The sequence below is a fragment of the Paenibacillus yonginensis genome (assembly GCF_001685395.1).
GTDB classification, from domain to species: domain Bacteria; phylum Bacillota; class Bacilli; order Paenibacillales; family Paenibacillaceae; genus Fontibacillus; species Fontibacillus yonginensis.
Genome location: NZ_CP014167.1, coordinates 4,117,839 through 4,139,343, shown reverse-complemented (window position 1 = coordinate 4,139,343; position 21,505 = coordinate 4,117,839). Strand labels below are relative to the sequence as shown.

Annotated in this window: 21 protein-coding genes; 20 read left to right on the top strand and 1 reads right to left on the bottom strand. The window is 52.6% G+C overall.

Annotated elements, in window-relative coordinates:
* The first annotated feature begins 28 nt into the window (after positions 1–28).
* Entirely contained in the window at positions 29–982 is a 954-nt protein-coding gene (locus AWM70_RS18845) for a ribose-phosphate diphosphokinase (protein ID WP_068698987.1), read from the top strand.
* 98 nt (positions 983–1,080) lie between these two features.
* Here the strand turns inward: AWM70_RS18845 and AWM70_RS18840 are convergent, their stop codons facing one another.
* Positions 1,081–1,254, bottom strand: a complete 174-nt coding sequence (locus AWM70_RS18840) for a hypothetical protein (RefSeq protein WP_237167755.1) — start codon at positions 1,252–1,254, stop codon at positions 1,081–1,083.
* A 161-nt stretch (positions 1,255–1,415) separates the two neighbouring features.
* On the opposite strand from AWM70_RS18840, the gene pth reads away from it, so the two are divergent.
* From pth to hpt, 19 genes are all read left to right on the top strand, one after another.
* Complete coding sequence (pth, locus tag AWM70_RS18835; RefSeq protein ID WP_068698983.1) at positions 1,416–1,976, top strand: aminoacyl-tRNA hydrolase; 561 nt, start codon at positions 1,416–1,418, stop codon at positions 1,974–1,976.
* Positions 1,977–2,052: 76 nt separating this feature from the next.
* A complete protein-coding gene (locus AWM70_RS18830; RefSeq protein ID WP_068698981.1) occupies positions 2,053–2,283 on the top strand; it encodes an anti-sigma-F factor Fin family protein in 231 nt (76 codons plus the stop codon).
* A gap of 173 nt (positions 2,284–2,456) precedes the next feature.
* A complete protein-coding gene (gene mfd / locus AWM70_RS18825) occupies positions 2,457–5,987 on the top strand; it encodes a transcription-repair coupling factor (protein ID WP_068698979.1) in 3,531 nt (1,176 codons plus the stop codon).
* Positions 5,974–7,101, top strand: a complete 1,128-nt coding sequence (locus AWM70_RS18820; protein WP_068698978.1) for a peptidylprolyl isomerase — start codon at positions 5,974–5,976, stop codon at positions 7,099–7,101. Before mfd ends, AWM70_RS18820 begins: the two co-directional genes overlap by 14 nt.
* A 97-nt stretch (positions 7,102–7,198) precedes the next feature.
* Positions 7,199–7,324: a hypothetical protein gene (locus tag AWM70_RS24135; RefSeq protein ID WP_257784532.1), complete on the top strand. Its 126-nt coding sequence runs from the start codon at positions 7,199–7,201 to the stop codon at positions 7,322–7,324.
* A 263-nt stretch (positions 7,325–7,587) separates the two neighbouring features.
* Positions 7,588–8,130, top strand: coding sequence for a stage V sporulation protein T (gene spoVT, locus AWM70_RS18815; RefSeq protein WP_068698976.1), 543 nt, complete (start codon positions 7,588–7,590; stop codon positions 8,128–8,130).
* Between the two features lie 226 nt (positions 8,131–8,356).
* A complete protein-coding gene (locus AWM70_RS18810; protein ID WP_068698974.1) occupies positions 8,357–10,078 on the top strand; it encodes a putative polysaccharide biosynthesis protein in 1,722 nt (573 codons plus the stop codon).
* A gap of 184 nt (positions 10,079–10,262) precedes the next feature.
* Positions 10,263–11,753, top strand: a complete 1,491-nt coding sequence (yabN, locus tag AWM70_RS18805) for a bifunctional methyltransferase/pyrophosphohydrolase YabN (RefSeq protein WP_068698972.1) — start codon at positions 10,263–10,265, stop codon at positions 11,751–11,753.
* 286 nt (positions 11,754–12,039) lie between these two features.
* The gene (locus AWM70_RS18800) at positions 12,040–12,312 is read left to right on the top strand and encodes an HU family DNA-binding protein (RefSeq protein ID WP_068698970.1); all 273 of its coding nucleotides are present in this window, start codon (positions 12,040–12,042) and stop codon (positions 12,310–12,312) included.
* Positions 12,312–12,590: an RNA-binding S4 domain-containing protein gene (locus AWM70_RS18795; RefSeq protein WP_068698968.1), complete on the top strand. Its 279-nt coding sequence runs from the start codon at positions 12,312–12,314 to the stop codon at positions 12,588–12,590. The genes AWM70_RS18800 and AWM70_RS18795 overlap by 1 nt, the downstream gene beginning before the upstream one ends.
* Positions 12,591–12,745: 155 nt before the next feature.
* Positions 12,746–13,039, top strand: coding sequence for a sporulation protein YabP (gene yabP, locus AWM70_RS18790; RefSeq protein WP_068698966.1), 294 nt, complete (start codon positions 12,746–12,748; stop codon positions 13,037–13,039).
* Positions 13,036–13,602: a spore cortex biosynthesis protein YabQ gene (gene yabQ, locus AWM70_RS18785; protein WP_068698963.1), complete on the top strand. Its 567-nt coding sequence runs from the start codon at positions 13,036–13,038 to the stop codon at positions 13,600–13,602. Before yabP ends, yabQ begins: the two co-directional genes overlap by 4 nt.
* A gap of 22 nt (positions 13,603–13,624) precedes the next feature.
* Positions 13,625–13,960 carry an FtsB family cell division protein gene (locus tag AWM70_RS18780; protein ID WP_068698960.1) on the top strand — a complete coding sequence of 112 codons (336 nt, stop codon included), beginning with the start codon at positions 13,625–13,627 and terminating at the stop codon, positions 13,958–13,960.
* 157 nt (positions 13,961–14,117) lie between these two features.
* Complete coding sequence (locus AWM70_RS18775; protein WP_068698958.1) at positions 14,118–14,606, top strand: S1 domain-containing RNA-binding protein; 489 nt, start codon at positions 14,118–14,120, stop codon at positions 14,604–14,606.
* 380 nt (positions 14,607–14,986) lie between these two features.
* A complete protein-coding gene (gene spoIIE, locus AWM70_RS18770) occupies positions 14,987–17,485 on the top strand; it encodes a stage II sporulation protein E (protein WP_068698956.1) in 2,499 nt (832 codons plus the stop codon).
* Positions 17,486–17,704: 219 nt separating this feature from the next.
* On the top strand, positions 17,705–18,445 hold the full coding sequence (locus AWM70_RS18765) for a vWA domain-containing protein (protein ID WP_068698953.1): 741 nt from the start codon (positions 17,705–17,707) through the stop codon (positions 18,443–18,445).
* The gene (locus AWM70_RS18760) at positions 18,429–19,361 is read left to right on the top strand and encodes a serine/threonine protein kinase (RefSeq protein ID WP_068698951.1); all 933 of its coding nucleotides are present in this window, start codon (positions 18,429–18,431) and stop codon (positions 19,359–19,361) included. The genes AWM70_RS18765 and AWM70_RS18760 overlap by 17 nt, the downstream gene beginning before the upstream one ends.
* An 85-nt stretch (positions 19,362–19,446) precedes the next feature.
* Positions 19,447–20,928 (top strand): tRNA lysidine(34) synthetase TilS, encoded by a 1,482-nt coding sequence (tilS, locus tag AWM70_RS18755; protein WP_068698948.1) that lies wholly within the window; start codon positions 19,447–19,449, stop codon positions 20,926–20,928.
* A 26-nt stretch (positions 20,929–20,954) separates the two neighbouring features.
* Positions 20,955–21,494, top strand: coding sequence for a hypoxanthine phosphoribosyltransferase (gene hpt / locus AWM70_RS18750; protein WP_068698945.1), 540 nt, complete (start codon positions 20,955–20,957; stop codon positions 21,492–21,494).
* Positions 21,495–21,505: the final 11 nt, after the last annotated feature.

Sequence of the window (21,505 nt, the reverse complement as noted above, 5' to 3'; positions counted from 1 at the left end):
TCTATACAGCACGGAGGGTTTTTATTCTATGACTTATTTTGATTCGAAGTTGAAAATATTCACCTGTAACTCTAATCCCAAGCTGGCGCAGCAAATCGCTGATTATATCGGAATTCCGATGGGCGATTCCAACATTACCAGCTTCAGTGACGGCGAGATTCAGGTTAAGCTCAACGAAAGCGTACGCGGCTCGCATGTTTATGTCGTTCAGTCTACCTGCGCTCCGGTTAACGATAACCTGATGGAGCTGCTTGTTATGGTTGATGCCCTCAAACGGGCTTCAGCCAAAAGCATTAATGTCGTAATTCCTTATTACGGATATGCCCGTCAAGACCGCAAAGCACGCTCACGTGATCCTATTACGGCGAAGCTGGTTGCGAACCTGATTGAGAAAGCCGGGGCCCACCGTGTCATTACGATGGACCTGCATGCGATGCAGATTCAGGGCTTCTTCGATATTCCGGTTGACCATATGCTGGGCGTGCCTATTCTGGCTCAATACTTCCGCTCCAAAAATATCGAGAATCCGGTTGTGGTTTCGCCGGACCACGGCGGTGTGGTTCGAGCTCGCAAGCTTGCGGACTTCCTGAATGCTCCGCTTGCGATTATCGATAAACGCCGTCCGGAGCCGAACGTAAGTGAGGTCATGAATATTATCGGACATATCGAAGGCAAGACGGCGATTCTGGTCGATGATATTATCGACACAGCTGGCACGATCGTGCTGGGTGCCAATGCGCTTAAAGAAGGCGGCGTGAAAGAGGTTTACGCCTGCTGTACCCATCCGGTGCTCTCCGGTCCGGCTATGGAGCGCCTCGAGAACTCTCCGCTTAAAGAAGTTGTGGTGACCGATACGATTCCGATCACGCATCCGAATCCGACCAGCAAGCTGAAAGTGCTGTCTGTAGCCCCTTTGATGGGAGAAGCCATCATTCGGGTACATGAGGAATTGTCGATCAGCAAGCTGTTCGAAATTGAATAATATAAGCCATAAACAGGGGCTAATCTTCCCCAAGCGGGAGGATTAGCCCCTATATTGACTTGAAATGGCAATCGCCTTTCGTCTGATTCCGGGCCCGTTTAGTAGCCTGGGCGGGAAATAAAGGTAAATATTTTCCGGTTGTAAAGCGTCCCCTCAACCTCAACAAAGAAACGGTCATAAGCCGTGATCCGGCCGATTTGTTCATGTAGGCCTTTGTAATAAATTTGAACGGGAATAGATTTCTTCAGATGTTCATCGAAATGGGAATCCACAATAAGCTCTGAACCAAATGCTGACAGGATACGTCTTCACCTTCTTCTGAATCAAATGCTCTTCTCCGGTTTGTTTACTTATTGTACCAAAGAATGAGCGTGGATTAACAGGTTTTCCCTGGGAGGGAGCGTTAACTGTTTATAGAAAGGATTGTAAAGCAATGAAATGGATCGTTGGACTCGGCAATCCGGGTCCCAAATATGAGAAAACACGTCATAATATCGGCTGGATGGCCTTGGATGCTTTGGCGGAGCGCCATCAGATCGCAATCAAGCAGAGCAAATGCAAAGCGCTGATCGGCGAAGGAAATATCGGCGGCACCAAAGTATATTTGATTAAACCCATGACCTTCATGAATTTATCGGGGGAAGCGGTTCGTGCTTTTATGGATTATTATAAGGTTCCGCTGGAGGATTTAATCGTCGTTTATGATGACCTGGATACAGAGGTGGGCAAGATCAGACTGCGTTATCAGGGCAGCTCCGGCGGACACAACGGGATCAAGTCGATTATTCAGCATACCGGCACTCAAACATTTAACCGGATTCGGATGGGGATCTCCCGGCCTGAACCTGGTTATGCCATTATTGATTATGTGCTTGGCACCTTCCCGAAGCAGCAGGCAGAGGCTTTGAAGTCTTCTATTGAACAAACCTGCGATGCTTTGGAATATAGTCTGCAAGCAACGTTTGAACAAACCATGGCCAAATTTAACCGTTAATCGTCTTGCCAGACGGCTAGCAAACAGGGTCTCCGGGCATAATGAAGGTATAAACCAACCTTCAGGAGGCATATAAATGGCAGTACATTACGTTTGCAGACACTGCAAAACCTCAATCGGGCGCATCGATTCGCCTTTTGTTTCGGAAGGCCAGTTGGGCTTTACCGCCTTGACCCCCGAAGAACGTAGAGATATAATAGCGTATGATTCCAATGGGGATATTACCGTGCGTGTTACGTGCGATTACTGCGCGGAAGCCATGACCATGAACCCCGAATTGCTGCTGGTGGCCAGCCCGCTGCAGTAAGGAAGCTTGATCGGATTCGGTAGGAACTTTTAAATAGCATGCAAATTCAGGAATGGTTGTTTATAGAGCCTTGGCCCTTTTGCTGAGGCTTATTTTGGTTAGTTATAAAAGAAATTAAGAAGGCAGCTGACACGAGAGTATGCCTATCACGGCGAATAAGAGAGGTGCCGCTTTTGTTACAAGCACTCATAAAAGCTTTTTCTAAAGATACCGACTTTGGATCGCTGACGGCCGGCATTGAAGCCGGAATGAAGGAGCAGCTGGTCTCGGGATTGTCTGGCTCGTCCAGACAGATCATGCTGTCTGCCCTTCATGAACAAACGCAGCGGCCGCTGCTCGTTGTGACCCATAATATGTTCTCTGCGCAGAAAATCGCAGATGATTTACAGGAAGCGCTATCATCGGATCAGGTGCTGCTTTATCCGGCCAACGAGCTGGTCGCGGCTGAATCGGCTATTTCCGGGCCTGAAACGTTGTCCCAGCGTATAGACGTGCTGCTGAAAGCCTCCCAGGGATTCCGCGGCATTATTGTTGTGCCTTATTCCGGGGTGCGGAAGCTGCTTCCTGCTCCGGAAGCGCTGGCGGAAGCCGGAATCCGGGTGGAGCTAGGAGGTACCCTGCAGCTTGAAGCCTTTCTGACTAAAATGATCGAACTCGGCTACGAACGGGTGGAACGGGTCGAGACACGCGGCGAAATGAGCGTACGGGGCGGGATCATCGACTTCTTCCCGCTGATGTCGCCATCTGGTCTTGCTTACCGGGTTGAGCTGTTTGATGAAGATGTGGATTCAATCCGGGTATTTGACCCTGCCGACCAGCGGTCCGTGGAGCAGGTGAAGGAAATATACATTACGCCGTGTAAGGAGCTGATTGCAGCCGGGGAGCGGCTTGACCGCGCCGCAGAGCAGGTCAGCCAGAAACTGGCGGCGCAGCTGGAGAAAATGACCGATCGCCAGGCGAAGGGCATCCTGCAGGGAGAAATCTCGCGGGAGATGGAGATGCTGCGCGAGCATGTTTATTTTACGGATATTTATAAATATGTATCCTTGATCTACCCCGAACAAAATACTTTATTTGATTACATGCCGAAGGATACCCTGCTTATCCTGGATGAGCCGGCCAGACTGCTGGAGACAGCCAAACAGCTGGAGCGCGATGAGGCGGAGTGGAATCTGCATTTGTTCCAGAACGGAAAAAGCCTGCCGGAGCTGCCGCTATCGGTCCATAGCGACAAGGTGCTGTACCACCGTCCGTTCCAGACGTTATTCCTGTCGATCTTCCTGCGTCAGGTTCCGCATACACAGCCGCAGAATATTCTTAATTTCGTAACCCGCGGCATGCAGGACTTCCACGGTCAGATGAACGTCCTGAAGTCCGAAATGGAACGCTGGAAGAAGAGCGGCGCTGAAATTATTATGCTCGCCAGCAGTGCCGAGCGGAAGGAACGGATGATCCGGGTGCTGGAGGATTACAGCATTCCCGAGCCTACCATTCTGCAGGGCCATTTGCAGACCGGCTTTGAGCTGCCGGCGGCTCATCTGGTGGTGATTACAGAAGGGGAGATGTTCTCCCAGAAGCAGCGTAAAGTCCGCAAGGGCGGCCGCAGCATGGATAATGCCGAGCGCATCAAGAGCTATACCGAGCTTAAGGTCGGCGATTACGTGGTTCACCAGAACCATGGCATCGGTAAATATATGGGTATCGGCACGCTGGAGATCGGCGGCATCCACAAGGATTACATGCATATTCTGTATGCCGGCGGGGATAAGCTGTCCGTGCCGATCGACCAAATTGACCTGATCCAGAAATATGTCGGTTCAGAGGATAAGGAGCCGAAGGTTTATAAACTGGGCGGCAACGAGTGGACCCGAGTTAAAAATAAAGTCCGTTCTTCTGTGGAGGACATTGCCGACGATCTGATCAAGCTGTATGCCGAGAGACAGGCGACGGAAGGTTATGGCTTCGATAAGGATACGCCGGAACAGCGCGAGTTTGAGAATATGTTCCCTTATGAAGAGACACGAGATCAGCTCCGGGCCATTGAGGAAATCAAGAAGGACATGGAGAAGAAACGTCCGATGGACCGCCTGCTGTGCGGCGATGTGGGTTACGGCAAAACCGAAGTGGCCATCCGCGCTGCTTTCAAAGCGGCGATTGAAGGGAAACAGGTTGCCGTTCTGGTGCCGACCACCATTCTGGCCCAACAGCATTACGAGACGTTCCGCGAGCGTTTTGCCGACTATCCGTTCAACATTCAGGTGCTCAGCCGGTTCCGCACACGCAAGGAGCAGAACGAGACCATCAAAGGGGTTCGGGCTGGAACGGTCGATGTCGTCATCGGCACGCACCGCCTCCTGTCCCAGGATCTGGTCTTTAAGGATCTTGGATTGCTGATCGTCGATGAAGAGCAGCGTTTTGGCGTAACGCATAAGGAGAAGCTGAAGAAGCTCAAAGTGAACGTGGACGTGCTGACCCTTACGGCCACGCCGATTCCGCGGACTTTGCACATGTCCATGCTGGGCGTACGCGATTTGTCGGTCATCGAAACGCCGCCGGAGAACCGGTTTCCGGTTCAGACCTATGTGGTGGAGCACAGTCAGGCCCTTGTCCGGGAATCGATTGAACGCGAGCTGGCGAGGGGCGGACAGGTTTATTACCTGTATAATCGCGTACAGGGCATTCAGGAGATGGCTGCGCAGATTTCAGCTTTGGTGCCGGAGGCGAGAGTCGGCATCGGCCACGGGCAAATGTCCGAGCAGGAGCTGGAGAAGACCATCCTGGACTTCCTGGATGGAGAATATGATGTGCTGGTCAGCACCAGCATTATTGAAACCGGTGTAGACATTCCGAATGTAAATACGCTGATCGTACATGACGCGGATAAAATGGGCTTGTCCCAGCTGTACCAGCTGAGAGGTCGGGTAGGGCGTTCCAACCGGATTGCCTATGCTTATTTCACTTATCAGCGGGACAAATCGCTGACTGAAGTCGCGGAGAAGCGCCTGCAGTCCATCAAGGAATTCACCGAGCTGGGTTCCGGCTTCAAGATCGCTATGCGCGACTTGTCGATCCGCGGTGCAGGCAACCTGCTAGGTGCCGAGCAGCACGGGTTTATTGCGTCCGTCGGTTTCGATCTGTATTCGCAAATGCTGGCTGAAGAGATTCAGAAACGCAAGGTCACACTGCTTGGCGAAGAAGAGCCCGAGGACAAGAAGTGGAACACCACGCTGGACCTGGCGATCGACGCTTACCTGCCGCCTGAATATATTTATGACAGTGTGCAGAAGATCGAAATCTACAAGAAGACAGCGGCTGTTGCTACGTTTGACGAAGTGTCCGAGCTGGCCGATGAACTGCTGGACCGCTTTGGCGAACCGCCGGCAGCGGTCAGCAATCTCTTGGCTGCAGCCAGACTGAAGATTTATGGCCGAACCTACGGCATTGAGTCGATGAACCGGCGCGGCGATGACGTAACGGTGAAATTTTATCCGCAAAAGGTCAAAGAGATGAATCTTTCCAAGCTGGCCGAGGTTGGCAATCAGTATGGAAGACGTGTACAATTTACTCAAGGGCCTGATCTGGAAATTCATTTCAAAGCCAAAGGAATGGACGACAAGGAGATGCTTGAGCTGCTTGAGGAGTTCCTGGGCTCTTTACAACCGGTATTCAAATCGAAAGGGGAACTACAAGATGTTGCAAAATAAGAGGCGTTCCTGGAAAATCGCGTTTATGGCTCTGGTAGCTGTACTGAGCTTGTCCGTGGTATTGGCAGGATGCAGCAAGAAGAATGAAACAGGCAATGCACCTGAAAGCTCGAACAGCGCCGCGAATGGCGGAGGCAGCTCCGCAGACAGCGGCAAGGTAGTCGCTACTTATGATGGCGGCGAAATCACGGAAGGCGAATACGACCTGGAACAGCGGATTATGTTGATTCTTTCCCCTGAGATGGAACAATACATGTCCAACAACGATTTCCGTGAATATCTGCTGAAGCAGGAAATCGCTTATAAGTATCTGGCTGCTAAAGCTGATGATAAAGAGAAGGAAGCAGGAGCCAAACAGGCGGACTCCCAGCTTTCACAGTTCAAAACCCAGCTCGGCGATGAAGCTTTTGCCAATATGCTGAAGGAACAAAACGTATCCGAGCAGGAGTTCAAAGATTATATGGTGCGCATCTTTACCGTAGTACAGGCTGAGACGGCTAAAGTCACGGATGATGAAGTGAAGAAGCAGTTTGAGGCAACCAAAGACGACTATACCGTTGCATCGGTCCGTCATATTTTGATCACGTTTAAAGATGCCGAAGGCCAGGAGCGTACGAAAGAAGAGGCCCTGAAGCTGGCTCAAGAGGTGAAAGCGAAGCTTGATGCGGACGGCGGCAAGAATTTTGCCGAGCTGGCCAAGGAGTATTCCGAAGATCCTGGTTCCAAGGATAACGGCGGGTTGTATGCGGATACGCAGGTCAGCACCTGGGTAGATCAGTTCAAGCAGGCAGCCTTGACGCTTCCGCTGAATACGATCAGTGATCCGGTCGAGACCAGCTACGGTTATCACGTGATGCGTGTGGAATCCCGTCAAGCCAAAACATTTGAGGATTTGACGACCGAGCAGAAGGATACGATCAAGAATACAATCGGTTCCCAGAACCTGGACACATTTATGTCCGGCGATTTGGAGAAGAAGATCATCAAGAAGATTGATCTGCCTAAGCTGGCTGAACCGGCTGCCAGCGCTGATGCCGGCGGGACAAGCGCTTCGGAAGCGCCTGCTGAAAGCGGTGCACCGGAAGCACCGGCTTCTTCGGCTCCGTCGAAGTAAGAGAGGTCCAAGTAACAATGGACAGGCTTTAAACGTATATCTGTTAGTCCGGAATTGGAAAGGACGATACCCGCGGGTGTCGTCCTTTTTGCTGCGGTTGCGGCTTGGGACTGAATGGCCTGCCGAGCGGGGCCTGGTCATGGCCGCAGGCAGCCTTCAAGGGCGGGGGAACTCTTGGCCATGGGGGATTTTTGCCATTGCCGGGCAGACATTCCCGATTTAACAGGCGCATGAATAAGGAATTGGGAACAGATGAATACTATGGTCAAGAATTTAACCAAACTTGGAACTTCTAATGAGCCGGTACAACGTCAAGAGACAGGCTCCTGCACAGGGCGGAGAATTGGCAGCATACCGGAAGCGTTCGGACGTCCTGAGGTTATGGTCTGTATGCACACTAAAACAAATAGCACTTATAGTGCGTTTGCTAAAGCTTCACATTTACACAGTAGTCCAATACTTCTTAAGAAAGCGAGGCAACATGTTATGAAAGCTACTGGTATAGTGCGCCGTATTGATGATCTCGGAAGGGTGGTTATCCCTAAGGAAATCCGCCGTACCCTCCGGATTCGCGAAGGAGATCCGCTTGAGATTTTTGTGGATCGGGATGGAGAAGTGATTTTGAAAAAATATTCACCTATCGGTGAACTCGGGGATTTCGCCAAGGAATATGCCGAATCCCTTTACGAAAGCACAGGCCATATTACGCTTATTTCAGACCGGGATACGCTGATTGCCGTTGCGGGTGCATCGAAGAAAGAATACCTGGATAAACAGGTGGGCATGCTGCTCGAGAACTGCATGGACGGCCGTAAATCGGTGATGGAAACGAATACAGGTAATTATGAAATCAGCAAGGACCACGCAGAGAAAATCTCGACCTTCGTCATTGCCCCGATTATCGCGGGCGGAGACCCTATTGGAACCGTTGTATTGCTCAATAAAGACGAATCCGTAAAAATGTCTCAGCTGGAGACAAAAATGGCCGAAACGGCTGCCGGTTTCCTTGCGAAACAAATGGAGCAGTAGAGGTTCATATACCAAGCAAATAAAAAGCTCCTGCCCGTCTTTCCTGTAAAGGAAGAACCGGATGCGGGAGCTTTTGTATGCCTGAGGAACCTTTTGCCTGCCCGCAAAACCTTTTATAATGGACATTGGCCTGTGAATCAGGGAGAATCATCATGAATCAAGTCAAACCATTATATAAGAAAAGCGGTTGGAAGGCTTCTAATACGCCGATCGCGGGAAGAGGAACATGAAAGAATCATCTACGGCTTCAAAGCTGTTAAAGGGAGCTGCGCTGCTTGGCATAGCGGCTATTCTATCCAAGCTGCTCGGCACCCTGCAGAAGATCCCGCTGCAGAATTTGGGCGGTGACGGAGTATTCGGCATTTATAATACGGTTTATCCTTTTTATACGCTGCTGGTCACTTTGGCGACAGCCGGATTTCCGGCAGCCGTGTCGAAATTCGTAGCGGAGCGTGAGGCGGACCAGGATGAACGCGGTGCCCGGCAGGTTCTGAAAATATCAGCTTTCATCATGATGGCGCTTGGGTTGGTCGGCAGTGCGCTGCTGTTCTTCGGCGCCTCCTGGGTGGCCGGCTGGATCGGCAGCCGGGAGCTGATCCCGGCGCTTCGGGCATCCGCGCCAGCGCTGTTGTTTGTCCCTGCGTCGGCCGCTTTGCGCGGTTATTTTCAGGGCCGGCAGAATATGCTGCCCACGGCGGTTTCCCAGGTGACCGAGCAGGCCGTCCGGGTGGCGACGATGATCCTGCTGCTGCTTTATTTGACTTCGCTTAACGCTTCGGATGCTTCCATCGCGGGCGGAGCGATGTTTGGATCAGCGGCCGGAGGTGCGGCCGGTCTGCTGGCCATGCTTGTGTTCTGGCGGAATGCCGGCAGGAAGACGGGGAGGATGAAGGCCTTCACCGGGACCGGGGCGGCGGCTGAGACCGAGGCCTTGACTGGAGAACGCACCGGGCATGTTACGGACAAGTTGAAGGGCCTGAATGTGGAGGCGTCGGCCAGACGTCATGCAGCTGATCCCTTGAGCGGGATGCGATTAGTCAAGCCGCTGCTGGCTTATGCCCTGCCGATCTGCCTTGCAGCGCTGGCGGTTCCGCTGCTGAGTCTGGTTGATACCTTCTCGCTGCCGAGGCTGCTTGAAGAAGGCGGCCAATCGGTGATGGAGCAGATCGGCATTTATAACCGCGGGATTCCGCTGGTTCAACTGATTAATATGCTGGCAACCTCCTTGTCCGTCTTGTTTATTCCCGCTATGGCGGAGCTGAAATACAAAGGCGAGCTGCGCGCGGCAGCGGTGCAGGCAGGAACGGCGCTGCGCTGGTTCTGGCTGATTGGCTGCGCAGCTTCGGTAGGGATTGGCGTGCTGGCAGAGCCGATCAATATCATGCTGTACAGAAATAACACAGGCAGCGACACGCTCCTGTGGCTCGCTTTCACGGCAGCGCCGGCGGCCCTGGCTACGGTCTCGGCCGCGCTGCTGCAGGGGCTGGGCTCGGTGAAAGCTCCGGCCCTGGCCATGGTGCTCGCCGCGGTGCTCAAGGCGGCACTGAACGCACTGCTCGTGCCGCAGCTGGGCGTCAGCGGCGCAGCGCTCGCCGGCATCGCCGCGTACGGGCTCGCGGCGGCCGTGAACCTGGCGCTGCTGACGCGGCGCCTGGGGTTTGCGCCGTCGCTGCGGACGGCGCTGTGGCAGCCGCTGCTGGGCCTTGCGGCCATGGCAGCGTCGGTGCTGCTCCTGCGGCTGGGCTTCGCTGCCACAGGGGTGGGCGGCGGCCGGCTGGGCGCGGCCGCCGAAAGTCTCGGCGGCGTGCTGCTAGGCGCCGCCGTGTTCCTGGCCGCAGCGCTGCGCCTGCGGCTGATTACCGGGGCGGAGCTGGCTGCGCTGCCCCGCATTGGCCCAAAGCTTGCCGCTGTGCTCGGCAAGCTACGCCTGCTCCCCCGACGGTCCTAGCACCTGCCGGGGTCCAGTCTGCTGGCGGCCTGCCGGGGGCTATGGCCGCCAGCTTCAGCGCCAGCAGCGTCCCGGCTTTCCAATCGCCGGGCGCAAAATTTGGTGCTGGCTGCGCACAAGTGATATAGTGGTCGTATTGGATAGAGTCCACATGATAAATGGGAGCGCCGGGGAGTGAAAGAATGTGAAAGGGACCATAACGGTCATAGGTTTGGGATCGGGTGATCCCGATCGTCTGACCTTAGGTAATTTGAAGAAGCTGCAGCAGGCGGACAGGCTGTATGTGCGCACGAAAGATCATCCGGTGCTGGACTGGCTGGCCGAATCGGGCGTCACCTTCGAGTCGTTCGACCGTATTTATGAAGCCAAGGATGACTTCCCTTCCGTGTACAAAGAGATCGCTGAGCGGCTGATTGAAGCGGTGTCCGGGGACGGGGGGACCGTGACCTACGCGGTGCCGGGCCATCCGATGGTGGCGGAGGCTACGGTTAAGCTGCTCAAGGAGCGCTGTCCGCAGCAGGGAATTGCGCTGGAGATCATAGGCGGGGAAAGCTTTCTGGATGAAGCTTTTGCCCGGCTCGGATTTGACCCGATCGAGGGATTCCAGCTGCTGGATGCGGCAGATCTGTCGATGCAGGATTTGAAGCCAAATTTGCATACGCTGATTGGTCAGGTCTATGATACCTTTACGGCTTCGGATGTGAAGCTGAGCCTGATGGAGCTTTATCCGGAGGATTTCGAGGTCGTCGTCGGCCATGCCCTCGGTGTAGAAGGCCAGGAGCAGATTCTGAAAGTGCCTCTGTACGAGCTCGACCGTATTCAGGATTACGGGAACCTCTCCCTGATCTACATTCCGCGAAGCGAAGATGATACGCTTCAAATGAAGAGTTTTGCCCGTCTGCATGAGATTGTCGATATTTTGCGCAGTCCGGGCGGCTGCCCGTGGGACCAGGAGCAGACCCACAGCTCGCTGCGGAAGAATCTGATCGAAGAAGCTTATGAGGTGCTGGAGACGATCGACGAGGATGATCCGGAGCATATGCAGGAGGAGCTTGGAGACCTGCTGCTGCAGGTCATGCTTCATGCGCAGATGGAGGAAGAAGAAGGCACGTTTAATGTCTATGATGTGATCGGCACCTTAAACGAGAAGCTGATCTTCCGTCATCCCCATGTGTTTGGCGACCGAAACGCCGGCAATGCCGCCGAAGCGCTGGGCAACTGGGAAGATATGAAAGCGGAGGAGAAACGCTGCAAAGGCTTGAAGCCTGAGGAGTCGTCGGCATTGGACGGCGTTCCGCGCGGCCTGCCAGCACTTATGAAGGCTTTCAAGCTGCAGAAGAAAGCGGCGAAGGTGGGCTTCGATTGGCCGGATGCCGCAGGGGCGCTGGCCAAGATGGAAGAAGAGCTGGCCGAGCTGAAGCAGGCCATTCAGCAGGGCGATCCTGCTGCGGAGATCGAGCTGGAGCTGGGCGATGTCCTGTTCTCCGTGGTGAATGCCGCCCGCTTTATTGGCGCCGACCCGGAGGAAGCCCTGTCAAGAACGAACCGCAAGTTTGTTGCCCGCTTTCGTTATGTTGAGGCCAAGCTGAGAGAACAGGGGCTTTCCCCTGAACAAAGCACACTGGCTGAGATGGATAAACTGTGGGAGGAAGCGAAAAGGCACGATCACTCCTGACTCTTTCGAATTTCGAAGCCATCCTTTCAAGGCGGAGAGGCGGGGCATTTGAAGCCGGGAGTGTTTATCGTCTAGGTCTTTCGGCTGATTTCCGGGAATCTCGACAAAATATTTTAAAGACCCGGCAGGATTTTGGTAAGGAAACAAGAATTAGTAACTATATCCGGCCTATAGACTAAGAGACAACCGGACAACGGGGCTCTCGCGGTCTGACGACCTGTTTGCAAACCGGCAGCGGGCGGATAAGAAGAAGAACTATTTTTTGGAATTTGGGAGGCTTTTAAACATGAACAAACAAGATCTGATCAACAATATTGCAGGCAAAAGCGGCTTGACTAAACGTGACGTTGAAGTTGTGCTCAACGGCCTGCTCAGCGAAATTACCGATGCTCTTTCCGGCGGCGACAAAGTTCAGCTGATCGGCTTCGGCACTTTCGAAACTCGCAAGCGTTCCGGACGTACCGGCCGCAACCCGCAAACAGGCGGCACAATTGAAATCCCAGAAGCAAACGTTCCTGCTTTCAAAGCGGGCAACAAACTTAAAGAAGCTGTTAAGTAATGCGCTTAGATAAATTTTTGAAAGTATCGCGTCTGATCAAACGGCGTACCGTAGCCAAAGACGTTTCGGAGCAAGGAAGGGTCCTGATTAATGGACGTGAAGCCAAGCCGAGCGGCACAGTTAAGGTCGGAGACGAAATTACCGTGCAGTTCGGGCAGAAGCTGGTAACCGTTCGTGTAGAGCGTCTGGCCGAAACGACCCGCAAGGAAGAGGCCGCTACGATGTACACCGTGGTGAAGGAAGAGCCGATTGCGAAGAGCAGCGGACTGGACTGGTAACCCGCGAACAATCAGCGGGAACCGTTCTCCGCTGAAGATCAGCCCGGGAAGCATATCCTTTTGGATGTGCTTCTTTTCTATTTTTCAACCGAACAAATTGTTCTAAAGGCTGTTGGCCCTCCATAAGCTTATCAGTAGAAGGAGGGGTACAGGCCATGATCGAAACAGGCAAGAACAATAACAGTAACAAGGTGCAGGACATCAGGTTACATAGCCGCAAGCTGCTGGAGATTTCCGGGGTCAACAATGTCGAAAGCTTCGACAACGAGGAGTTTTTATTGCAGACTGAACTGGGGCATTTGACGATTCGCGGCAGCAATCTCCATATTAAGAACCTCAATTTGGAACAGGGGTTTGTCTCCATCGAAGGAACCGTCAACTCCTTGTCTTATCTAAATCCGGGCTCCCAACCCAAAAATAAAGGACTGCTGGGCAAACTTCTGCGATGAATCTGGAGATGCAGTGGATGACGCTGCTGTGGATGCTCATTTCGGGCTGTGTGCTGGGCGTTGTGTTTGATGGCGTACGGATTGTCGAAACGAGGTACCGGTTTCCGAGGTGGAGCATCCATGGTCTGGATCTGGTTTATTGGATCTGGGCAGCGCTGTATGTATTCCGCACGTTGTATCATACCAATCACGGGGAGCTCAGGTTTTATGTTTTTCTAGGCCTGTTTCTGGGAGTTTTGATCTATTTTTTATTCCTAAGTGTTCCAACCGAACGTTTTGTGGTAATGTTATTGAAGGTAGTGGACAAGGTTTGTTTGGCTGGTGTGCGACTGGTTCAGATATTGATCATCGCACCGCTGAAGCTTGTCTATAAAGCTGCCAAACTTCTGTTCGGATTCCTGGGGGTAACGCTTCTGTTTTTGCTCAGAATGCTGCACCCGCTCTGGAAGCTGCTGAAGTTCTTCCTTCTACCGCTCGGTCGGAGGCTGAAGCTGCCCGAAGCTTGGCAATGGGTGAATCGAAAGGCTGAAGCTGTTCGGAACCGGTGGTTCAGGAAGCCATAACGGACAAGACAGGGGGGTTCGCATGAGTGCTGCAGCCGCTGCAAATCAACGGGAACGAAAAACAAACAGCAACGCCGGTGCCAAGAGACGGCTCAGGCTCTGGTTTTGTTTTATCATTCTTTTTGTAGGGTGGGCAGGTTATGCCTTCTATTCCCAGTCATCCGAACTTCATGAGAAATCCAAGCAGCTTGCCGACATTCGTGCCAAGGAGCAGGCCACCAAGGACAGCTTGAATCAGATTAAATATGAAATCAATCGCTTAAATGATCCTGAATATATCGGGCAGCTCGCCCGCAAAAAATACGGCTTGTACAAGCCGGGAGAAACGCCAATCCGAAAGTCAACTGGCGGCAATTGAACATAATATGGATTAGGAGACCCAAACCCGGGACTTTCCTTGCTATAACAGGCTTCCGACTGGTTGACCTGTTATGTGTCATTCGGTATAATCAAATCACCGCAGCTAAGGACCTAAAGTCTTGCTGTATATTTTTAAGGGAGGATCATTTTATTTTATGGCAATTGAAGTGGGCACCAAGTTAGAGGGTAAAGTGACAGGCATCACGCACTTTGGAGCATTTGTGGATCTGTCAGGAGGTGTCACAGGTCTCGTTCACATCTCGGAAATCGCCGACAATTACGTTAAAGATGTCAACGACCATCTGAAGCTTAACGACGTTGTGACCGTCAAAGTAATCAATGTTGATAAGGACGGCAAGATCGGATTGTCGATTAAGCAGGCCGTTGATAAACCGGTTGAATCCACGCCAAGACCTCCTCGCGCACCAAGACCAGATCGCCAAGGCGGAGATTTCGGTGGAAACGGCGGCGGTGGCGGCGGTTATAACCGTGATCGTGGCGGACGTTCTTTCAAGCCTCCAGCCGGCAAGACTTCATTTGAGGATAAGGTGTCTCGCTTCCTGAAGGATAGTGAAGAGCGTATTTCGTCGCTGAAGAAGAACACCGAAGGCAAACGTGGTGGACGCGGCGCGAAACGCATGTAGTTGCCCTATATAGATTAGAACCGTAGGCGCGGATCGCGCACTGCGGTTTTTTTTGTGCCGATGATCAAGCTCCGCGATTGCGGGGCTTTTTGTCGTGTCCGAATAAATTAACGACAGTTTATTACGCATTTCCATCAATCTCAGGCCGAATCGCTAGCAAATGGCCGGAGAAGAGCAGACGAATAAGCCTGGCAAAAGGCGAACATAAAAGCGCCTGAGGCGCTCTTTTTCCAGCTGTGGCGGGGAATTGCAAAAATATGCAGTCATCTCTCAATTTGTCGTAAATTTCTTTGACGCGGTCTCCCTTGTTTGACAAACTTTCCGTAACCCCCCGCCTATAATGGGACATACCCAAACTTGAGAACAGGTGGTGCGGTTAAATGGAGAAGCGAAATGTGATTGCGTTTCCGGGAATGAAGAGAAGCAGAGAGCAAGGGGAGAAAAATGGGCTTGCTGGCAAGTGGAGAGAGTGGCCTGCGGCAGACCGTTTTATTCGGTTCGTTACGGCCAATAAATGGGGCATGCTGCTGACCCTGGTTGGATTCCTTCTCGGCAAGGCAACCATATTGAATGAGCTTAGTCCTTTTGCGGCTGCGTTTTTTGCGGTCATTGCTTTTATGCGGAGGGATTTGATCATTCCGGTATTCGGTTCGATTCTGCTGGGCTCGCTGTTTGCGGTTCAGCCTCATTTGCCGACGGTTCTATGTGAAATGATCATGATTCTGTTGATGAAAAAAGGTATGGAGACGTTCGAACGCTCCGAATTGTCTTATGCGCCGATCATGGTGTTTACGGCAGCTTTTTTCGTTAATCTGTTTGAGGCGGTCATCGGCCCATCGCTTACCTGGTATGCGCTGACGATGGCAGTGATGGATTCGGTGCTCAGCTTTGTATTAACGCTGGTGTTCATCCAGGCGCTGCCCGTGTTTACCTTCCGGAAAAAGACGACCCAGCTCAGGAATGAAGAGATTTTATGCCTCATCATTCTGCTGGCTTCGGTGATGACAGGGGCCGTGGGCTGGAAGGTGTACGGGCTGTCGGTGGAACATATTTTATCCAGGTATCTGATTCTGCTGTTCGCTTTAGTGGGGGGAGCCCCGCTCGGCGCTTCCGTGGGCGTCGTGACGGGGCTGATCCTTAGCCTGGCCGATATGTCGGCTATCTATCAGATGAGCCTGCTTGCTTTCTCCGGGATGCTGGCGGGTATGCTGAAGGAAGGAAGAAAGTGGGCGGTCGGCTTTGGCATGCTGCTGGGGTCTTCGATTTTATCTATTTACCTGTCAGGGCCGGGTGATGTCATGGCCTCAACTTGGGAAACCTGCGTCGCCGTGGCGCTGTTCCTGCTTACCCCTAAGACGGTTACGGCGATGATTGCCAAATATGTTCCGGGAACGCAGGATCACAGCCAGTCACAACATGAATATGCAAAAAGGATCCGGGATATTACTGCGGAACGTGTTACCCAGTTCTCTCAGGTGTTCAAGCAGCTGTCGCGCAGCTTCGGACAGGTGGCCGGAGCCTCCGAAATCTCCAAGCGGACCCAGGAGCTGGACCATTTCATGAACGCAGCCACCGAAGGCGTATGCGCGACCTGCTTCCGCAAGAATCAATGCTGGGACGGGAAATTCTATCAGACCTATAAATATATGACTGAGGTAATGTCAGCTATCGAAGAGAACCCGGAGTTTGGCAAGGGGGATGTGCCGGGAAGCTGGAAAAAAATCTGCATCAAGACCGATGGCGTGCTTGCCGCTATGAAACATGAATATGATCTGTATCAGCATGATATGCACTGGAAACGTCAAATTTACGACAGCCGCCAGCTTGTGGCCGAGCAGCTGTCCGGCGTCTCTCAGGTTATGGAGGACTTGGCCAAAGAAATTAAAAGGGAAGGCCAGGAAATGTCGCTGCAGGAGGAGCAGATCCGCGAAGCTTTGGAACAGATGGGTTTATCCATTCACGGCGTTGATATTATTTCGCTTGACCACGGGCAGGTCGAGATTGAGATGATGCATAATTTCACCAAAGGTTATGATGAATGCCGGAAGCTGATCGCGCCGCTGTTATCGGATATTTTAGGCGAGCAGATCACGGTGGTGAATGAAACGGCCGGAGTGAAAGAGGGTATCCGGACAGTCACGTTTGGTTCAGCGAAAACCTATGAAATTGCGACGGGCGTGGCCGGAACGGCTAAAGGCGGCGACCTGCTGTCCGGAGACAGCTTCAGCGCCGTTGAGCTTGGCAACGGCAAATTCGCGGTTGCGCTTAGCGACGGGATGGGGAACGGCGAGCGGGCCAAGCTGGAGAGCAGCACGGCACTGGGTATTTTGGAGCAGCTGCTGCAATCCGGCATGGATGAGACGCTGGCGATCAAGTCGGTCAACTCCGTGCTCATGCTGCGTTCTCCGGATGAGGTTTATGCAACGGTTGATATGGCGCTGATAGATGAATACTCAGCCAAAACGACCTTTCTGAAAATAGGCTCCTCGCCGAGCTTTATTAAACGGGGCAGCGAGGTTATCCCCGTCAGCGCAAGCAATCTGCCCGTCGGGATCATTCAGGATATCGAAATTGATCTGGTCACGCTGCAGCTTCATCCGGGCGACACCTTGATCATGATGACGGATGGCATTTATGACGCGCCGGGCCATGCGATCAACAAAGAGCTGTGGATCAAACGTTTAATTACCGAGATTGAAAGCGACGATCCGCAGGAAATGGCAGACTGCTTGCTTGAGTCTGTAATTCGCTACCAGAAGAATCAGATCGAGGACGATATGACCGTTGTTATTGCCAAGGTGAATCACCACATGCCGGCTTGGTCAAACCTGCAGATTCCAGGGCTGCAGCGAATGGAACGACCGCGGACAGTAAGCTGACTGTCTTTGAGGACAGAAATCGTTTTTTGAGAAGAAGTCGTACGGTGAGGTGCGGCTTCTTTCTGTTTTTTGATTGAAAACTCTCTTCCTCTGCAAAATAAATAGACTTCCTGCGTTTAAATGATAGTTTCGATGGCAAAGCTAGAGACAAAAGGGGACCTGTCAGGCATTCGCTTCTGCCCTGCCTGCAAACGGACCATCGAAACGGGGGAAACGTTGATGAAGCAAATTCTATTGATCACGGACGGCTGCTCAAATGTGGGACAAAGCCCGGTTATGGCTGCCTCCTATGCCAAACAGGAAGGGATTACCGTTAATGTGGTCGGCATTGTCGACTACGGGACAATCGGCGAGCTTGGCGCACAAGAGATTCATGAGATAGCTCAAGCCGGCGGCGGGATGAGCAGGCTGGCGGATACGAAGCAGCTGGCGAGAACGATGCAGATGATGACGCGCAAAACCGTGGTTCAGACCATCCAGCAGGCGGTTAATAAGGAGCTAAAGCAAATTCTGGGCGGCGAATCGCTGGAATCCCTGCCTCCGGCTAAACGCAGCGAAGTTGTAGAAGTCATGGATGAGCTCACGGAAACCTCGCCGCTGGACGTAGCTCTGCTCATTGACGTGAGTGCCAGCATGAAACCAAAGCTTGCGGCTGTGGAAGAAGCGATCCGGGATCTGCTGCTGAGCCTGGCGGCCAGAGAAGGCCAAAGCCGGATTGCGGTGTTTCATTTTCCGGGAAACCATGGCGGCGAAGAGGCTGTACTGGATATGGACTGGACCTCAGATTTAAGCAGCACACGTTCGTTGTTTCAGCGTTTGGTGATGAAGGGAGCTACGCCTACCGGTCCTGCGCTCCTCAAGGTGATTGATTTCTTCCGATATGGTACACTAAATGGATATCAAACAGATCTGGGTGAGAAGGGTGCGGGAGAAGGAATTCTCAGTGACTATGTCCACTGACCATGCTTTCATACCGGGGGATGTCATCCGCGGACGCTGGCGCAGAGGGAGCTACCGGATTTGCAGACTGCTTGGGAAAGGCGCCAATGGGGTAGTCTATCTTGTTCAGCAGGAGAACGGCGGCCGCCAGTATGCGCTTAAGCTTGGTTTTGATACGGTGGATCTGCAATCTGAAATTAACGTATTAAAGGCGCTGCAGCAGAAAGGGATACGAAGAAGCCCGGAAGATGGGGCGCCGTTCCTGATTGAGGTAGACGATGCGGAGCTGCCTGGAGGACATATTCCTTTTTACGTGATGCGTTATGTAAAAGGCGAACCTTTAAGCGTGTTTATCTCACGCAAAGGTCCCGACTGGCTGGATCTGACCGGATTGCATGTGCTGAAGCAGCTTCGGATGCTGCATGAGAGCGGATATGTATTCGGGGATCTGAAGCCGGATAATATTATGGCCGGCAGCTATGGAAGCATTGAGCTGATTGATTATGGCGGAGTGAGCCAAATTGGCCGGAGCGTCAAGCAGTTCACGGAGTGGTATGACCGGGGATTTTGGAATGCCGGGAGCCGGACAGCTGATGAAGCCTATGACTGGTTCTCTTTCTCGGTAGTATGCATTCACCTGCTTTGCGGAGAAGAGCTGAAGAGGGCGGCCAAGGTCCTTCCCCAGATGCGAACAGTGGATGATCTTCTCAGCCTTGCAGCGAGCCATCCGAGACTTACACCTTATGCGAGCTGGCTCAAACGCGGGTTAACCGGACGGTTTGAGAGCAGCAGGGAGGCCTGCGAGCTCTGGGACCGGACGGTATGCAGGCGCTCTTCCGGGAGGACGAACCGAAAGCCTACGCCAGCATGGCTGACGGGAACTTTTGCGGTATCCGTTGTGCTGCTGGGCTGTGCTTTATATTTGTTTCTCCGGTAAGCTCGGAATAAGGACTTGATTATTATACATAGACTTATATACTGAAACCTAAAAACAGGACAGTAGACAGAAAGAAGGAAGCCTGATGGAACCGAACCTAAACCAAGCGGTGCAGCAGGTTAAAGAACTCGCACAGGACAACGGCTTATGGACGCCTGGAGATGTCATCGTGGTCGCAGTTTCGGGAGGACCGGACTCTGTGGCCCTTTTGCATATATTGAGCCATATTGCCCGCGAAGAGAAAACGAGTCTGAAGCTGGTGGTTGCCCATGTGAACCATGGATTTCGGCCGGCAGAATCGGCGGGAGAGGCCGATTTTGTACGTCATTTGGCTTTGTCATATGACTGGCCGTTTGAGCTTGCGGAATTTAATGTGCCTCTTTATATGAAGGAACACGGCATAGGCAGCCAGGAAGCGGCGAGGAAATTGAGATATGAATTTCTATTCCGAGTTGCACGCGAATACGGGGCCAGATCCGTTGCTTTAGCTCACCACGGGGATGATCAAGCCGAGACGATTCTCATGAAACTGATCAGGGGCAGCGGCTTAACCGGCCTTGGCGGAATGCGTCTTAAACGGGAGGAAAAAAATGTGGAACTTATCCGTCCGCTGCTGCGTATGTACAAGACGGACCTTGTCCAGATCTGCCAGGAAAGCGGACTTGAGTTCGTAACAGACAGCAGCAATCTGATCAACAAGTACACAAGAAATGCGATCAGGCTGGATGTGCTTCCTTTTTTGGGGCAATATAATGGTCAGTTGGTTCCATCTTTAAACCGGATGGCGATCATCGCCGAAAGTGAAGACGACTTTATGAACGTGGCCGCGGAAGAACAGATGAAGCGGCTGGTGAGCCGGGACAGAAGCGGCGCCCTGAACCTGAGCTGTACTTCTTTGGCCGGGCTACATGTCGCTTTACAACGGAGGTTGATTAAACTAATATTAACTTATCTGCCTTTAAATACGGAAGAAACGGATTTTGCCAAGGTTGAAGCGGTTAGACACGGGGCGCTGCAAGAGCATCCGACCACGTGGAGAATCGATTTGGGCGGCGGGTCCATTTGCCGCCGGGAATACGATACCTTGAGTTTCCTTGCTTATCAAGAGGCAGGGAATAAAGGCGTTTTTCAATGTCTGGTGGAGGTTTTGCCGGCTGTTGTCCCCGTTCCGGGAACAGGCCGGATTTTACATATCCGGCAGCTGCAGAGAACTCGTGTGCCAGAGGCATTGAAACCGCTTAGCAAAGACGAAGCTCTGTTTGATGCGGACGAGCTGTCCTGTCCGCTTACCGTACGTACCCGGCTTCCGGGCGATACCCTCCGTGTGGCGGGGCTCGACGGAAGCAAGAAGGTCAAAGACATCTTTATTGATGACAAGGTTCCACCTTCCTCGCGTGACAAAATTCCTTTGGTTGTGGATGCAGCGGGCCGGATTCTCTGGATTCCAGGCATCCGCCGTTCGGATGCGGCTTGGGTCCGGGCGGACACGGAAACCGTCATCGCGATGAGCTGGGAGGCCGAAGACGGCAATGCCGGGCTGGTCATGGGTGGAGACGGATATTCATAGTATAACTTTAGGAGGTTCGCGTTAAGTTGCAGAATGACATTCAAGAAGTACTCATCACACGGAAAGAAATTGAGGATAAGGTAGCGGAATTGGGGGCCATCCTCAGCAAAGAATACGAAGGTCGGAACCCGCTTGTGATTTGCGTGCTCAAGGGCGCCTTTATCTTTATGGCGGATTTGGTGAAGGAGATCACCGTGCCGATCGAGCTTGATTTTATGGCTGTCTCCAGTTATGGAGCATCAACTAAATCCTCCGGCGTGGTTAAGATTATTAAAGATCTGGATACCTCCGTTGAAGGCCGCGACGTGCTGATTGTCGAAGACATCATCGACAGCGGACTCACGTTGACCTATCTGATTGACGTGCTTCGCCGCCGCGGAGCGAAATCGACAGTGGTGGTTACGCTGTTTGACAAGCCGGCGCGCCGGACGGCGGATCTCCAGGCAGACTACACCGGTTTTGTATTGCCAGACGAGTTTGTTGTAGGCTATGGTTTGGATTACGCCGAGAAATACCGCAACCTCCCTTTCATCGGAGTGCTGAAGCCAGAGGTCTATACAACCTGAGGACAAAGGCG

What these genes read in the sequence shown, in the direction of transcription:
- AWM70_RS18845 (WP_068698987.1), top strand. Translation starts at nt 29, where the DNA reads ATGACTTATTTTGATTCGAAGTTGAAAATATTCACCTGTAACTCTAAT.
- pth (WP_068698983.1), top strand. Translation starts at nt 1,416, where the DNA reads ATGAAATGGATCGTTGGACTCGGCAATCCGGGTCCCAAATATGAGAAA.
- AWM70_RS18830 (WP_068698981.1), top strand. Translation starts at nt 2,053, where the DNA reads ATGGCAGTACATTACGTTTGCAGACACTGCAAAACCTCAATCGGGCGC.
- AWM70_RS18820 (WP_068698978.1), top strand. Translation starts at nt 5,974, where the DNA reads ATGTTGCAAAATAAGAGGCGTTCCTGGAAAATCGCGTTTATGGCTCTG.
- spoVT (WP_068698976.1), top strand. Translation starts at nt 7,588, where the DNA reads ATGAAAGCTACTGGTATAGTGCGCCGTATTGATGATCTCGGAAGGGTG.
- AWM70_RS18810 (WP_068698974.1), top strand. Translation starts at nt 8,357, where the DNA reads ATGAAAGAATCATCTACGGCTTCAAAGCTGTTAAAGGGAGCTGCGCTG.
- AWM70_RS18800 (WP_068698970.1), top strand. Translation starts at nt 12,040, where the DNA reads ATGAACAAACAAGATCTGATCAACAATATTGCAGGCAAAAGCGGCTTG.
- AWM70_RS18795 (WP_068698968.1), top strand. Translation starts at nt 12,312, where the DNA reads ATGCGCTTAGATAAATTTTTGAAAGTATCGCGTCTGATCAAACGGCGT.
- yabP (WP_068698966.1), top strand. Translation starts at nt 12,746, where the DNA reads ATGATCGAAACAGGCAAGAACAATAACAGTAACAAGGTGCAGGACATC.
- yabQ (WP_068698963.1), top strand. Translation starts at nt 13,036, where the DNA reads ATGAATCTGGAGATGCAGTGGATGACGCTGCTGTGGATGCTCATTTCG.
- AWM70_RS18780 (WP_068698960.1), top strand. Translation starts at nt 13,625, where the DNA reads ATGAGTGCTGCAGCCGCTGCAAATCAACGGGAACGAAAAACAAACAGC.
- AWM70_RS18775 (WP_068698958.1), top strand. Translation starts at nt 14,118, where the DNA reads ATGGCAATTGAAGTGGGCACCAAGTTAGAGGGTAAAGTGACAGGCATC.
- spoIIE (WP_068698956.1), top strand. Translation starts at nt 14,987, where the DNA reads ATGGAGAAGCGAAATGTGATTGCGTTTCCGGGAATGAAGAGAAGCAGA.
- AWM70_RS18765 (WP_068698953.1), top strand. Translation starts at nt 17,705, where the DNA reads ATGAAGCAAATTCTATTGATCACGGACGGCTGCTCAAATGTGGGACAA.
- tilS (WP_068698948.1), top strand. Translation starts at nt 19,447, where the DNA reads ATGGAACCGAACCTAAACCAAGCGGTGCAGCAGGTTAAAGAACTCGCA.